The 14,514-nt window shown below is 62.3% G+C and carries 15 protein-coding genes; 2 read left to right on the forward strand and 13 right to left on the reverse strand.

Annotated features, from left to right (window positions below; all coding sequences use genetic code 11):
• Positions 1-60: 60 nt before the first annotated feature.
• Positions 61-1,383 (forward strand): lytic murein transglycosylase, encoded by a 1,323-nt coding sequence (locus tag QZH45_RS26400; protein ID WP_024780837.1) that lies wholly within the window; start codon positions 61-63, stop codon positions 1,381-1,383.
• A gap of 110 nt (positions 1,384-1,493) precedes the next feature.
• On the opposite strand, the gene QZH45_RS26405 is transcribed toward QZH45_RS26400, so the two are convergent.
• Complete coding sequence (locus tag QZH45_RS26405; protein WP_053191359.1) at positions 1,494-2,444, reverse strand: S66 peptidase family protein; 951 nt, start codon at positions 2,442-2,444, stop codon at positions 1,494-1,496.
• 101 nt (positions 2,445-2,545) lie between these two features.
• On the opposite strand from QZH45_RS26405, the gene QZH45_RS26410 reads away from it, so the two are divergent.
• The gene (locus QZH45_RS26410) at positions 2,546-2,767 is read left to right on the forward strand and encodes a hypothetical protein (RefSeq protein WP_432783591.1); all 222 of its coding nucleotides are present in this window, start codon (positions 2,546-2,548) and stop codon (positions 2,765-2,767) included.
• Between the two features lie 210 nt (positions 2,768-2,977).
• Here the strand turns inward: QZH45_RS26410 and lipA are convergent, their stop codons facing one another.
• The 12 genes from lipA to QZH45_RS26470 form a co-directional block, all read right to left on the reverse strand.
• Positions 2,978-4,000 carry a lipoyl synthase gene (gene lipA, locus QZH45_RS26415; RefSeq protein ID WP_024776648.1) on the reverse strand — a complete coding sequence of 341 codons (1,023 nt, stop codon included), beginning with the start codon at positions 3,998-4,000 and terminating at the stop codon, positions 2,978-2,980.
• 1 nt (position 4,001) lies between these two features.
• On the reverse strand, positions 4,002-4,649 hold the full coding sequence (gene lipB, locus QZH45_RS26420) for a lipoyl(octanoyl) transferase LipB (protein WP_024776647.1): 648 nt from the start codon (positions 4,647-4,649) through the stop codon (positions 4,002-4,004).
• Positions 4,649-4,924, reverse strand: a complete 276-nt coding sequence (locus QZH45_RS26425; RefSeq protein WP_024776646.1) for a DUF493 domain-containing protein — start codon at positions 4,922-4,924, stop codon at positions 4,649-4,651. Before QZH45_RS26425 ends, lipB begins: the two co-directional genes overlap by 1 nt.
• A 79-nt stretch (positions 4,925-5,003) precedes the next feature.
• Entirely contained in the window at positions 5,004-6,161 is a 1,158-nt protein-coding gene (locus tag QZH45_RS26430; RefSeq protein ID WP_024776645.1) for a D-alanyl-D-alanine carboxypeptidase family protein, read from the reverse strand.
• Between the two features lie 167 nt (positions 6,162-6,328).
• Positions 6,329-7,354: a septal ring lytic transglycosylase RlpA family protein gene (locus QZH45_RS26435; protein WP_024776644.1), complete on the reverse strand. Its 1,026-nt coding sequence runs from the start codon at positions 7,352-7,354 to the stop codon at positions 6,329-6,331.
• Complete coding sequence (mltB, locus tag QZH45_RS26440) at positions 7,354-8,361, reverse strand: lytic murein transglycosylase B (protein ID WP_024776643.1); 1,008 nt, start codon at positions 8,359-8,361, stop codon at positions 7,354-7,356. Before mltB ends, QZH45_RS26435 begins: the two co-directional genes overlap by 1 nt.
• A 17-nt stretch (positions 8,362-8,378) precedes the next feature.
• A complete protein-coding gene (rodA, locus tag QZH45_RS26445) occupies positions 8,379-9,482 on the reverse strand; it encodes a rod shape-determining protein RodA (protein WP_050593776.1) in 1,104 nt (367 codons plus the stop codon).
• 31 nt (positions 9,483-9,513) lie between these two features.
• A complete protein-coding gene (mrdA, locus tag QZH45_RS26450; protein WP_024776641.1) occupies positions 9,514-11,409 on the reverse strand; it encodes a penicillin-binding protein 2 in 1,896 nt (631 codons plus the stop codon).
• 10 nt (positions 11,410-11,419) lie between these two features.
• Complete coding sequence (rlmH, locus tag QZH45_RS26455; RefSeq protein WP_003185785.1) at positions 11,420-11,887, reverse strand: 23S rRNA (pseudouridine(1915)-N(3))-methyltransferase RlmH; 468 nt, start codon at positions 11,885-11,887, stop codon at positions 11,420-11,422.
• 9 nt (positions 11,888-11,896) lie between these two features.
• Positions 11,897-12,391: a ribosome silencing factor gene (gene rsfS, locus QZH45_RS26460; protein ID WP_024776640.1), complete on the reverse strand. Its 495-nt coding sequence runs from the start codon at positions 12,389-12,391 to the stop codon at positions 11,897-11,899.
• Positions 12,392-12,461: 70 nt separating this feature from the next.
• On the reverse strand, positions 12,462-13,181 hold the full coding sequence (gene nadD / locus QZH45_RS26465; RefSeq protein ID WP_033034070.1) for a nicotinate-nucleotide adenylyltransferase: 720 nt from the start codon (positions 13,179-13,181) through the stop codon (positions 12,462-12,464).
• On the reverse strand, positions 13,150-14,421 hold the full coding sequence (locus QZH45_RS26470) for a glutamate-5-semialdehyde dehydrogenase (protein WP_024776638.1): 1,272 nt from the start codon (positions 14,419-14,421) through the stop codon (positions 13,150-13,152). The genes nadD and QZH45_RS26470 overlap by 32 nt, the downstream gene beginning before the upstream one ends.
• Positions 14,422-14,514: the final 93 nt, after the last annotated feature.

The raw sequence follows: 14,514 nt of genomic DNA on the forward strand, positions 1-14,514 counted from the left end.
AGCCCTTTGCACCCTGCCCATGTTAAGGTCAGCACCTGATTTGCATTTCTGGACCCCTGCATGCCCTTTTGTCTTACCCGCCGCTGGCCAGTGCGCCAATTGATGGCCGCCACAAGCTTCGCGCTGCTTGTCGCCTGCGCAGAAAAACCCACCGCCGCCGATGCCCAACCGCTCCAGACCGTTCCTGCCGTGACCGCCCCGGCCATGGTTCCGCCTGTGGTGCCGACCGGCGAAAACCTGGATATCGTCCCGACCCAGACCTTCGCTGAATGGCAGGCAGGGTTTCGCAAGGAAGCACTGGCTGCCGGGATCCGCGCCGACCTGTTCGATCGCGCCTTTATCGGCGTGAGCCCCGACATGAGTGTGATCAAGGCCGATCGCAGCCAGCCGGAATTCGCCCGGCCCGTATGGGAATACCTGGACGGCGCGCTGTCACCCCTGCGGGTGCGCAAAGGCCAGAGCCTGATCCAGGAACATGCCGAGATTCTGCAAAGCATCGAACAGCGCTACGGCGTCGACCGCCAGGCACTGGTGGCGGTATGGGGCATGGAGAGCAATTTCGGCCAGTTCCAGGGCACGAAGTCAGTGATCAATTCCCTGGCGACCCTGGCCTATGAAGGACGACGTCCGGGCTTTGCCCATGCGCAACTGATCGCCGCCCTGCAGATCCTGCAACAAGGTGATATCGCCCCGGAAAAAATGCTCGGCTCCTGGGCTGGTGCCATGGGCCAGACCCAGTTCATCCCCACCACATACAACACCCACGCGGTGGATTTCGACGGTGACGGCCGCCGCGACATCTGGGGCAGCGCCACCGACGCCCTGGCCTCGACCGCGCATTACCTGCAAAGCTCCGGCTGGCAACGCGGGCAGCCGTGGGGATTCGAGGTCCGGCTGAAGGAAGGATTCAACTACCCCTTGGCCGACGGTTCGATTCGCAAACCCGTGTCCGAATGGCTGCAGTTGGGCGTCAGCCTGCCCAATGGCGGCCGGATTCCGGCCGACACCGAACACCTGTCGGCCGCCTTGCTGCTACCGGCCGGTTATCGTGGACCGGCGTTCCTGGTATTCGACAACTTCCGCGCGATTCTCAAGTACAACAACTCTTCGTCCTACGCGCTGGCAGTGAGCCTGCTCTCGGAGCGCTTCGTTGGTGCGGGATTGATCAACGGCCAATGGCCAAAAGACGACCTGCCCTTGAGCCGCAGCGAACGAATCGAACTGCAGACGCTGCTGGGACAGCATCAATATGATGCCGGCAACCCCGACGGCATCATCGGTGCCAATACCCGTAAAGCGATCCGTAGCGCCCAGCAGTCGCTCGGCTGGCCGGCGGACGGGTATCCGACGCACCAGTTGCTGGAGAACCTGCGCCAGCGTTGAGTCGTCGTTTGGCCGCTACCGTTTCGCGAGCAGGCTCGCTCCCACAGGGAATTGCATTTCAATGTGGGAGCGAGCCTGCTCGCGAAGACTGCCTTCCAATCAACGCCGAACTACCGACCCACCACCACATCCTGCTGCAACACCAACCTCTTCTCCCCCGCATCCAGCCTCACCAATGCCCCCAGGGGCAAGGTCAGGTTCGGATCGCAGTGGCCACTGCGCCAGCCGGACAGCACCGGTATCCGCAACGGCCCGAAGGTCTGCTTGAGCAACTGGTTCAACGCCTCGCCATCCACCCCGGCCACGTCGCCCACCAGCACTCCGCGCAGCTTCTGCAATGTGCCGGCCAACCGTAGCTGGGTCAGCAATCGGTCGATCCGATACAGCGGCTCGTTGACGTCCTCGATGAACAGGATCACCCCTTCGGCGTCGATCTGATAAGGCGTGCCCATGGTCGCCGCAATGATCGACAGATTGCCCCCCAGCAAGCGCCCCTGGGCGACGCCAGGCTCAACCGCGGTCAGTGGATAAGCCTCGGGATGGCTCAGCACACTGCCGGCCTTCAATTGCCCACGCAGCAGACTGAAAAACGAGGTAACCGTAGGCGGTTCCTTGTCCCCCAGGAGATCGGCATTGAGCAGCGGCCCGTGGAAGGTGACGAACCCCGCGTAACGGCTGATAGCCAGGTGCAGCGCGGTGATATCGCTGTAGCCGACGAAAGGCTTGGCGTTGCGCCGCAAGAGTTCGAAGTCGACGCGATCCAGCAGACGTGGCGTGCCATAGCCGCCGCGCAAGCAAATGATGGCGTTGACCTCCGGGTCAGCGAAGGCCCCGTGCAGGTCGTTGAGTCGCGTATCGTCGCTGCCGGCCAGGTAACCATCCTTCTCATAGACACCCGGGAATATCCGCAGCTCATGACCACGGGCGCGCATCCATTGCACCGCCTTATCCGTGTCCAACGGCGCCGGGCCGGCGGGCGCGATCACGCCGATCAGCCCTCCAGATGGCAGGGCCGGGACAGGTTGGTGGGGGCACAGGGTTTGGGTGGAGTGAAGGGGCATTCGTGGGGTTCCCTGTGGGGGTCAGATTGGTTTGCAGATCCGTTGCTTCATGCAAACTGAGCCACCGCTATCGCGAGCAGGCTCGCTCCCACAAGGGAAGCATGTACGCTTCAAAGACAGATCATCTGAACCGCTTTGCTTTTGCTTTTGCTTTTGCTTTTGCTTTTGCTTTTGCTTTTGCTTTTGCTTTTGCTTTTGCTTTTGCTTTTGCTTTTGCTTTTGCTTTTGCTTTTGCTTTTGCTTTTGACCTTCGGGCCCCGTTAACCACGCTGGCCGAACGCAGGTATTGCGCAGTGGGCAACCCGGCATGGATGCCGGGTTAGCCGCGCTGGGCCATGGATGGCCCTTCGCGGCGGGCCCACGGAGCAATGCCGGAGTGAGGGCATGCCGAGCCTAGGCGAGGCACCGAGTGGTGGGGCCAAGACCTTTTGGTTACTTTTGGGGCGTTTGCCAAAAGTAACCCGCCGCAAGGGCGGAACCGTCAGCCGCCATTACCGCAGCAACGGATATACCCCCATACGGCCCGACCCCAATCAGGAACCCAACAACTCCGCCTTGACCAACTTGGCCTGCTCATCAGCATGGTACGAAGACCGTACCAACGGCCCCGAAGCCACGTTCTTGAAGCCCATCTTGTACCCTTCCTCGGCAAACCAGGCAAAGGTATCCGGATGCACGAACCGCTGCACCGGCAAGTGGCTACGCGAAGGTTGCAGATACTGCCCCAGGGTCAGCATATCGATGTCATGCTCGCGCATGCGCTTCATGACCTCGATGACCTCCTCGTCGGTCTCGCCCAGGCCCAGCATCAAGCCAGACTTGGTCGGAATGTGCGGCATCATCTGCTTGAAGCGCTGCAGCAAGGTCAACGACCATTGGTAGTCCGAACCCGGACGCGCAGCCTTGTACAGGCGCGGCACGGTTTCCAGGTTATGGTTGAACACATCCGGCGGCTCGGCGGCGGTGATTTCCAAGGCGATGTCCATGCGACCGCGATAGTCCGGCACCAGCGTTTCGAGCTGCACGTTCGGCGACAGCTTGCGGATTTCACGGATGCAGTCGGCAAAGTGCTGGGCACCGCCGTCACGCAGGTCGTCGCGGTCCACCGAGGTGATGACCACATACTTGAGCTTCAGGTCGGCAATGGCGATGGCCAGGCTTTCCGGCTCATTGACGTCCAGTGGTTTCGGACGGCCGTGGCCGACGTCGCAGAACGGGCAGCGACGGGTGCAGATGTCACCCATGATCATGAAGGTCGCGGTGCCGCCAGAGAAGCACTCGCCCAGGTTCGGGCAGGAGGCTTCTTCGCAGACGCTGTGCAGCTTGTGCTTGCGCAGCAGGGCCTTGATACGGTCGACTTCCGGGGACACCGGAATGCGCACGCGGATCCAGTCCGGTTTCTTCGGCAACTCGGTGGTCGGGATGATCTTGACCGGGATGCGTGCAACCTTCTCGGCGCCGCGCAGCTTGACGCCGGCTTCGACCTTGGCACGTGGGGCCGGACGCTCGGTAACGTCCTGCGTCGGGATCATGGTTTGCACTGCATCAGTAGTCATATCAGTCGATTCCGCCCGTGAGGGTCGTCTGCTCAGCATAGTCGAGGTGTTTGACGAGCTGCGCGCGCAGCCGGGCACTTACCTCGGCAAATTCAATCGATCCTGTGTGATCGCGCAGCTGGGTCATCGCCAGCCCCGCATAGCCACAGGGATTAATCCGTCGAAACGGCGAAAGGTCCATGTCCACGTTCAACGCCAGGCCGTGAAACGAGCAGCCGTGGCGGATCCGCAGGCCCAGGGAGGCGATTTTCGCCCCGTCGACGTAGACACCCGGCGCATCCGGCTTGGCCTGCGCCGAGACACCGTAGCTGGCCAGCAGCTCGATCAGGCAGGTCTCCATGCGCGTCACCAGCTCACGCACGCCAAACCCCAGCTTGCGCACGTCCAGCAACAGGTAGGCAACCAACTGGCCGGGGCCATGGTAAGTCACCTGCCCGCCCCGGTCGACCTTCACCACCGGAATGTCCCCGGGCAGCAGCAGGTGCTCGGCCTTGCCGGCCTGGCCCTGGGTGAATACCGGCGGGTGTTCCACCAGCCAGACTTCGTCTTCGGCGGTGTTGCCACGTTCGTTGGTGAAGCGCTGCATGGCATGCCAGACCGGCTCGTAAGCCATCTGCCCCAGCTCGCGAAAGCCTAGCGTGCCCGGCATCACAACACCATGTGCACGACGCCGGTCGCCCGCAGCTCACTATTGATGTCGTACAACTGCTCCTGGCCAGTAGCAACGATGTGCAACTGGATCGTCGTGTACTTGCCGTTGCTGCTCTGGCGCTCGGCCAGGGTCAGGAGATCAACGGTGGCATGTTTTTCCAGGATGGCAACGACCTTGTCCTTGAAGCCCACTCCGGTGTCGCCAATCACTTTGATCGGATAGTCATTGCAGGGGAATTCGATCTTTGGCGCCTTTACTTCTGAGTCTGTCATGGCGTAACGGCCTCGTAGACGTGATAACGAACAAGGCCCCGCACCGGACAGGAACGGGGCCATGCAGTCAACATTCGATTCAGTTGAACAAGCCGTAGAAGAATAGCCGGATGCTATCCCACATGCGGCGGAAGATACCACCTTCTTCGACCGCGTCCAGCGCGATCAAGTCGGCGCTGTGCACCACTTTGTCTTCCAGTTTGACTTCAACCTTACCGATCACGTCGCCCTTGGCGATAGGGGCGGTCAGTTGCGGGTTCATGGTCATGCTTGCAGCGAGCTTCTTGAGCTGGCCTTTTGGCAGGGTCATGGTCAGGTCTTCGGCCAGACCGGCTTTAACCTGGCTGCTGGCGCCTTTCCAGACCTGGGCCTGGGCCAGTTCGGTGCCTTTCTGGTAGAACGTCTGGGTTTCGAAGAAGCGGAAACCGTAGGTCAGCAGCTTCTGGGTTTCAGCGGCACGGGCCACTTCACTGTTGGTGCCGAACACCACGGCGATCAGGCGCATGCCGTCACGCACCGCCGAAGACACCATGCAATAGCCGGCCTCTTCGGTATGGCCGGTCTTCAGGCCGTCGACAGTCTTGTCGCGCCACAGCAGCAGGTTGCGGTTGGGCTGCTTGATGCCGTTCCAGAAGAATTCCTTCTGGGAATAGATGGCGTAGTGCGCCGGATCTTCGTGGATGATCGCCCGCGCCAGGATCGCCATGTCGTGAGCCGACGAGTAGTGCTCGGGATTCGGCAGGCCGGTCGGGTTCATGAAGTGACTGTTGGTCATGCCCAGGTCGGTGACCGTTTTGTTCATCATGTCGGCGAATGCGTCTTCGCTGCCGGCGATGTGTTCGGCCAGGGCAACGCTGGCGTCATTGCCGGACTGGATGATGATGCCGTGCAGCAGGTCGCTGACGGTCACTTGCGAGCCGACCTTGATGAACATCCGCGAACCACCGGTGCGCCAGGCATTTTCACTGACGGTCACCAGATCGTTTTCACCAATCTGGCCGCGACGGATTTCCAGGGTCGCAATGTAGGCGGTCATCAGCTTGGTCAGGCTGGCCGGTGGCAGGCGCTGGTCACCATTGTTTTCCACCAGCACGTTGCCGCTGCTGGCATCCATGAGTACATAGGATTTAGCCGCCAGTTGCGGGGGCGACGGCATCATCTCGACCGCGAACGCGGCAGGTGAAAGAAGCAGCGGGACTAACAGGCAAAGGCGTTTGGCAAAGGTGGTAATGTTCATCCGTCTCTCGAAATCGCTAATGGACTGCCCGGAGGCAATACTGAACAGGCAGTCTTCTTGATGGACTGCCGCGTATTAAGTTGCTCACTCACATCCCTTGCCGGGCTTTTGTTATTCATGGAGCCAACAACCTGACCCGCTCGAACCGCAAGCGGGCCTTCAATCAATCATTCGGCGGTGACCAGGCTCGGCGAACCGAGATTGGCCAGGCGCACGCTGTTCTGTACCTGCTGGACTTCACCCGGAGAACCGATCGGCCCCAGGCGCACCCGATGCAGTGTCTGCTGGTTGCGCACGATCGAACTGATGAACACCGGGGCGCTCACCATCGAGCTGAGCTTCGAGCGGAGCAGTTCGGCAGCGTCCGGGTTGGCGAACGCGCCCACCTGCAGATACTGGCCAGACGCTGTTGCAGAAGCGTTTTTTTTTGCATCCGCCTGCACAGGCACTACGGTCGCGGCGTGTTGCTGCGGCGGTGGCGTCCATTGTTCGACCGTGCCGGTGGACGCCGTCACGGTCGGCGCGGCATTTTGCGCCACTTTTGGCTCGTTGAGCATCAAAGGCGCCGGACGGCCACGCTGGGCCCACCACTCCTGCGGATCAATACCCTCGACCTTGACCCGCGCGGTGCCGATTTCAGCGTAACCGAGTTTTTTCGCCGCGGCATACGACAGGTCGATGATCCGGTCGGAATAGAACGGCCCACGGTCATTGACCCGCAGGATCACGCTCTTGTTGTTGTCCAGGTTGGTCACCCGCACGTAACTGGGCAGCGGCAAGGTCTTGTGGGCCGCGCTCATGCCGTACAGGTCATACACCTCGCCATTGGCGGTGTTCTGGCCATGAAACTTGGTGCCATACCAGGACGCGGTGCCCGACGCGACGTAGCTCTTGGAGTCGGCCATCGGGAAATAGGTCTTGCCCAGCACCGTATACGGGTTGGCCTTGTAGGGGCCGGTGTGCAGGGTTGGGGTGGCGTCGGGAATGCGCGAGACATCCACGTCCCACCACGGCGCACCATCCTTGTGGGCACGGTTGATGTCCAGGCCCGGCATGGCGCGCACGGCGGTGGAGCTTTTCTGGGTTGGCGCGCGACCGGTCGAACAACTGACGACCAACAGCGACAGCGCAGCCAGTGCCACGAACTTCAGGGGCCTGGCTTTCAGGGGTTGATAGGTAGGCAATGCCTGCATTATTTGACGCCCCGTGCTTTGACCAGCTCTTCAGACAGTTGATGCACAGCCATGGCGTACATCACACTGCGGTTATAACGCGTAATCGCGTAGAAATTCTTCAGGCCCATCCAGTACTCAGGGCCCTGTTCGCCTTCCAGGCGAATGGCGGTGACGGGCATGTCGTCACGCAGCGCATCATGACTCGACCAGCCCAGCGCCCGCAACTCCCCGACGGTTTTCGTCGGTTCGATGCCCTCGCTCAGGCCCTCGTCCACCTGCTCGCCACGCACGTCGGCACGACTGACCACCGGTTGGCCGGCTTCCCAGCCGTGGCGCTTGAAATAGCTGGCAACACTGCCGATGGCATCGGTGGGGTTGGTCCAGATATTGATATGGCCATCGCCGTCGAAATCCACCGCATAGGCGCGGAAACTGCTGGGCATGAATTGTGGCAGGCCCATGGCCCCGGCATAGGACCCCTTGAGGGTCAGCGGATCGACCTGCTCCTCCCGGGCCAGCAACAGGAATTCACGCAATTCCTTGCGGAAGAACTCGGCGCGCGGCGGGTAATCGAAGCCCAGGGTCGACAGAGCATCGATCACCCGGAAATTCCCGGTATTGCGGCCAAAGAAGGTCTCGACGCCGATGATAGACACGATGACCTGGGCCGGCACGCCGTACTCCTGCTCGGCGCGGGCCAGGGCGGCCTCGTGCTGGCGCCAGAAGTCCACGCCCCGGGCGATGCGCGCCTCGGTGATGAACATCGGCCGGTACTCGCTCCACTGCTTGACCCGCTCCGCGGGCCGGGAGATCGCGTCGAGGATCGACTGCTTGCGTTCAGCCTCGCGGAACACCCCCATCAGTTGTTCACCGGCAAAGCCATAGTCGCGGGTCATTTCACCGACGAATTCGGCCACCTGCGGCGAGCCCTCGTATTCACCGGCCAAGGCGTGCGACGCACCGCCCAGGAGGCTGATCAGGCCGACCCACGCATGTCGCGTCGACCAGCCACGCATTGCTTGCATTGAACTCTTCACCTTATTCAAACCTGTGCGATCCACTTGCGGTGGGTATGGATCGACATCAAGACCCCAAACGCTGACAGTAGCGTCACCAGCGAAGTTCCTCCGTAGCTGATGAAGGGCAACGGCACTCCCACAACCGGCAACAAACCACTGACCATACCGATGTTGACGAAAACGTAAACAAAAAACGTCATGGTCAGGCTGCCCGCCAGCAACTTGCCGAACAGGGTTTGCGCCTGAGCGGTGATGACCAGCCCCCGGCCGATCAGCAACAGGTAGATCAGTAGCAGCAGGCAGATACCCACCAGGCCGAACTCCTCGCCCATCACGGCGATGATGAAGTCGGTGTGGCTTTCCGGCAGGAAGTCCAGGTGCGACTGGGTGCCCATCAGCCACCCCTTGCCGAATACCCCGCCGGAGCCGATAGCGGCCTTGGACTGAATGATGTTCCAGCCGGTGCCCAACGGATCGCTTTCCGGGTCGAGGAACGTCAGGATGCGCTGCTTCTGATAGTCGTGCATCACGAAGTACCACATGGCGATCGACACCGGTATCGCAATGGCAATCACGCTCAGGATCCAGCGCCAGCGCAACCCGCCCATGAACAACACGAAGGCGCCACCGGCCAGGATCAGCAGTGAAGTGCCGAGGTCCGGCTGGCGCACGATCAGGATGAACGGGATGCCGATCAGCAACAGGCTGATGCACACGTGCTTGAGCTGCGGCGGCAAGGTGCGCTTGGACAAGTACCAGGCGATGGTCGCCGGCATGATGATCTTCATGAATTCCGAAGGCTGGAAGCGGATCACCCCGGGGATGTTGATCCAGCGCGTGGCCCCCATGGCGTTATGGCCCATCACGTCCACCACCACCAACAGGCTCACGCCCACCACATAGGCCAGCGGCACCCAGCGCGCCATGAACCGTGGTTCGAGCTGGGCAATGACGACCATCGACACCAGCCCGATGCCGAACGAAGTGGCCTGCTTGGCCAGCAGGTCCCAGCTCTTGCCACTGGCCGAATACAACACGAACAGGCTGCCCGCAGCCAGGATCAGCAGCAGGACCAGCAGCGGACCGTCGATGTGTATGCGCTGCAACAGTGTGGCGCGACGGCGCATCACATCTTCGCTGGAGAGGATCCGGTCGAAATTATTCTTCACGGGCCGGAGCCTCCGCGGTGGTGGGACTTGCGTACTCTGGCTTGAGCTGACCGTGTTCATCCAGCAGCCAGGCATCCATGACCTGGCGCACCACTGGCGCGGCGACGCCGGAGCCCGACTCACCGTTCTCGACCATGACCGCCACGACGATCTTCGGATTGTCGGCCGGGGCAAAACCGACGAACAGGGCGTGGTCACGGTGGCGTTCCTGGACCTTGGAGCGATCGTACTTCTCGCCCTGCTTGATCGCGACCACCTGGGCCGTACCGCTCTTGCCGGCGATGCGGTAAGGCGATCCGATTGCCGCCTTGCGCGCCGTACCCCGGGCACCGTGCATCACTTGCTGCATGCCGTTGTTGACCTTCTGCCAGTCCGACGGATTGTGCAGGATGATGTCCGGCATCGGGTCCGGGTCCACGGGCGCCTGGCCTTCGATGGTCTTGGCCAGGTGCGGGCGATGCCACTTACCCTTGCTCGCCACCAGCGCCGTGGCCTGGGCCAGTTGCAAAGGCGTTGCCTGCATGTAGCCCTGGCCGATCCCCAGGATCAGGGTTTCACCCGGGAACCACGCCTGGCGTCGGGTCGCCCGCTTCCATTCCCGGGACGGCATCAGGCCGGGCGACTCCTCGAACATGTCCAGAGAGACTTTCTTGCCGATGCCGAACTTGCCCAGGTAGGACGCCAGCCGATCGATCCCCAGCTTGTGTGCCAGGTCATAGAAGTAGGTATCGTTGGAACGCATGATCGCCGTTTCCAGGTCCACATAGCCGTCGCCGGTACGGTTCCAGTTGCGATACTTGTGGTCGTAATTGGGCAGCATGTAGTAGCCGGGGTCGAAGACCCGGCTCGAAGCGGTCACCACGCCAGAGTCCAGCCCGGCAATCGCCACGGCCGGCTTGATGGTCGAGCCCGGCGGATAGAGGCCGCGCAATACACGGTTGAACAGGGGCCGGTCGATGGAATCGCGCAACTCGGCATAGGCCTTGAAGCTGATGCCGGTAACGAACAGATTCGGGTCGAAACTCGGCTGGCTGACCATCGCCAGGACCTCGCCGGTGGCCGGGTCCAACGCCACCACGGCGCCGCGTCGTCCGCCCAGGGCCGCTTCGGCGGCTTCCTGCAACTTGATGTCCAGGCTCAGGACAATGTCCTTCCCGGGGATCGGGTCGGTGCGCTTGAGAACCCGCAATACGCGACCGCGGGCGTTGGTCTCGACTTCTTCGTAACCTACCTGGCCGTGCAGCTCGGGCTCGTAGAAGCGCTCGATGCCGGTCTTGCCAATGTGGTGGGTACCGCTGTAGTTGACCGGATCGAGGCTCTTGAGCTCTTTTTCGTTGATCCGCCCCATGTAGCCGACCGAGTGGGCGAAATGCGCCCCCTGGGGATAATGACGCACCAACTGCGCCACCACCTCGACGCCCGGCAGGCGGAACTGGTTCACCGCAATCAGCGCTATCTGCTCTTCGGTCAATTCGAACAGGATCGGCACCGGCTCGAACGGTCGACGCCCCTGGCGCATGCGTTTTTCGAAGATGGCCCGGTCCTCGGGCGTCAGTTGCAGCACTTCGACGATGACATCCAGCACATGCTGCCAATCGCCGGAGCGCTCGCGGGTCATGCTCAGGCTGAAGCTGGGCCGGTTGTCGGCCACCACCACGCCATTGCGGTCGAAGATCAAGCCACGGGTCGGCGGGATCGGCTGCACATGCACACGGTTGTTTTCCGACAGGGTCGAGTGGTACTCGTACTGGATCACCTGGAGGAAATAGAGCCGCGCAATCAGCACGCCAATCAGCGTTATCACCGTGATAGCACCGAACACGACGCGACTTCGCACCAGGCGGGCGTCTTTTTCGTGGTCCTTGATGCGGATCGGCTGAGGCATGAGGGCAGGATTACTTGTGGTAAGGGTGCCCGGACAGGACTGTCCAGGCACGATACAACTGTTCACCGATCAGAATCCGCACCAACGGGTGCGGCAACGTCAAGGGCGACAACGACCAGCGCTGGTCAGCCCGGGCACAGACTTCCGGCGCCAGCCCTTCCGGGCCGCCGACCATGAAATTCACCGTGCGCGAGTCCAGCCGCCAGCGATCGAGCTCGACCGCCAGTTGCTCGGTGCTCCAGGGCTTGCCGTGGACCTCGAGGGTAACGATGCGCTCGTTCGGCCCGACCTTGGCCAGCATGGCTTCGCCTTCCTGGCGAATGAAGCGCGCCACGTCGGCGTTCTTCCCACGGGTGTTGAGCGGAATTTCCACCAGTTCCAGGGCCAGCTCGGAAGGAAGACGCTTGGCATACTCATGCCAGCCTTCTTCCACCCACTTGGGCATGCGGGAACCGACGGCGATCAGGCGCAGTCGCACAGCGATCCCTTACTGCTGGTCTTTGTTGAGCTTGGTGAAGTGCTCATGGGTGTTTTCAGGGCTGTGGTGACGGGCATCCGCCGCACGGCTCTGTTCGGCACCGGCCCACAGGCGCTCCAGGTCATAGAACTGGCGTGCCGAGGCGGTCATCATGTGCACGATGACATCATCCATATCCAGTAGCACCCAGTCGCTGTCGCCCTTGCCTTCTTCACCCAGGGGCTTGATACCCTGGGCTTTGACCGCTTCGCGGACTTTGTCCAGCATCGCGCCGATCTGGCGGTTGGAGGTACCGGTGGCGATGATCATGAAGTCCGTGATGCTCTGTTTTTCACGAACGTCGATCACCTGGATGTCCTGGGCCTTGACGTCTTCCAGGGCTGCAACGGCCACCTTGACCAGTTCTTCGCCGGCCAGTACGGCACCAGTGTGAGCCTCCACGGGCAGCGGGGCGCTCTTGAAGGTGCCCTTGCGCTTTACTTTGCTTACGTCTTTGTCAGTCATATAAAACTCGTTTTGCTCGTATATTCGGGCGCTTCGCTACACGCATTCACGTGCCTTGAAGCGGCCTCGTTCAGTTCGACGCACGGTACAGCCCGTGCGCATCGATGTAGGCCAGGACCGCGTCGGGCACCAGGAAACGTACCGACTTACCGCTGGCCAGCAGTTGACGGATCTGGGTGGCGGATACCGCGAGCGGTGTCTGCCAGACGAATGCAATCTGTCCGCTCGGCCCCTTGAGGGCCAGCGGGTCGCTCACCGAGCGTGCCGCCAACAGGTTGCGCAGGGCATCCGGCGGCTCGCTGTCGGCATCCGGGCGTTGCAGCACCAGGATGTGGCAATGCTGGAGCAACTCTTCCCAGCGGTGCCAAGTGGGCAGGCCGCAAAATGCGTCCCAGCCCAGAAGCAGAAAAACCTGGGCATCGGCGGGCATTTCAGCGCGCATCAGCTCCAGGGTGTCAATGGAGTAGGACGGTTTGTCCCGCTGCAATTCGCGGGCGTCCACCACCAGCGGCGACACTCCGGCCACCGCGCACTCGACCATCGCCAGACGGTCCTGCGCCGACACCTGCGGCGTATCCCGGTGAGGTGGCCTGGCGTTTGGCGTCAGGCGTAGCTCATCGAGGCCCAGGGCGTCGGCGACTTCCAGCGCACCGCGCAGATGGCCGATGTGCACCGGGTCGAACGTGCCGCCCAGGATACCTATACGCCGGGGCGGGACTGTCGTCGTCACAGCGGCTGACGGGTCGAGGTCGCCCAAGTCAGACCGGCTCCTGTCCGCGCAACTGGCCATCACCGACCACGACGTACTTCTCGCAGGTCAGGCCTTCGAGGCCCACTGGGCCGCGGGCGTGCAGCTTATCAGTAGAAATGCCGATTTCGGCGCCCAATCCGTATTCAAAGCCGTCGGCGAAGCAGGTCGGGGTGTTGATCATTACCGACGCCGAATCCACTTCAGCCACGAAGCGCCGGGTTTCGCCCAGATGCTCGCTGACGATGGCGTCGGTGTGATGGGAGCCATGACGATTGATGTGCTCGATGGCCTGGTCCAGCCCGTCGACCACGCGGATCGACAGGATCGGCGCCAGGTATTCGGTGTTCCAGTCCTCTTCGGTGGCTTGCGCCGCCTCGATGATCGCCCGGGTGCGCTCGCAACCCCGCAGTTCGACGCCTTTTTCGCGGAACTGGGCGGCCATCGCCGGCAGGAAGTCCTGGGCAACGGCCTGGTCCACCAGCAGGGTTTCCATCGCGCCGCAGATGCCGTAACGATAGGTCTTGGCGTTGAAGGCGATGCGCTGGGCCTTTGGCAGGTCGGCGTGAGCACTGACGTAGACGTGGCAGATCCCGTCCAGGTGCTTGATCACCGGTACGCGGGCATCGCGGCTGACCCGCTCGATCAGCCCCTTGCCGCCACGCGGCACGATGACATCGACGAATTCGGGCATGGTGATCAATGCGCCGACAGCGGCGCGGTCGGTGGTTTCCACCACTTGCACCACAGCGGCCGGCAGACCGGCTTCGGCCAGGCCGCGCTGGATGCAGGCGGCAATGGCACGGTTGGAATGAATCGCCTCGGAACCGCCGCGCAGGATGGTCGCGTTACCGGACTTCAGGCACAGGCTCGCGGCGTCGATGGTCACGTTCGGCCGCGACTCGTAGATGATCCCGACCACGCCCAGGGGCACGCGCATCTTGCCGACCTGAATACCCGATGGCCGGTAGCTCATGTCGCGGATCGCCCCGACCGGGTCCGGCAGCGCCGCCACCTGGCGCAGACCGACGATCATGCCGTCGATGCGCGCCGGGGTCAGGGCCAGGCGCTCGAGCATGGCCGGCTCGAGGCCATTGGCCCGGCCGGCGGCCAGGTCCAGCTCGTTGGCGGCGGACAACTCGGCGCGAGCGGCGTCCAGCGCATTGGCGGCGGCTTGCAGGGCGCGGTTTTTCTGCGCGGTGCTGGCACGGCCGATGATGCGCGACGCTTCGCGAGCGGCGCGACCCAGGCGGGTCATGTAGTCAAGAACGGACTCAGTCATGGTCTGTGTGGTCTTGGCGAAGAGGAAAGCGGCAGATTATAGCTGTCGTAACCCTCGACTAACAGCATGGACTCACAGTGGTGACCGGCGGAG

This window comes from Pseudomonas corrugata (genome assembly GCF_050920615.1).
GTDB classification, from domain to species: domain Bacteria; phylum Pseudomonadota; class Gammaproteobacteria; order Pseudomonadales; family Pseudomonadaceae; genus Aquipseudomonas; species Aquipseudomonas corrugata.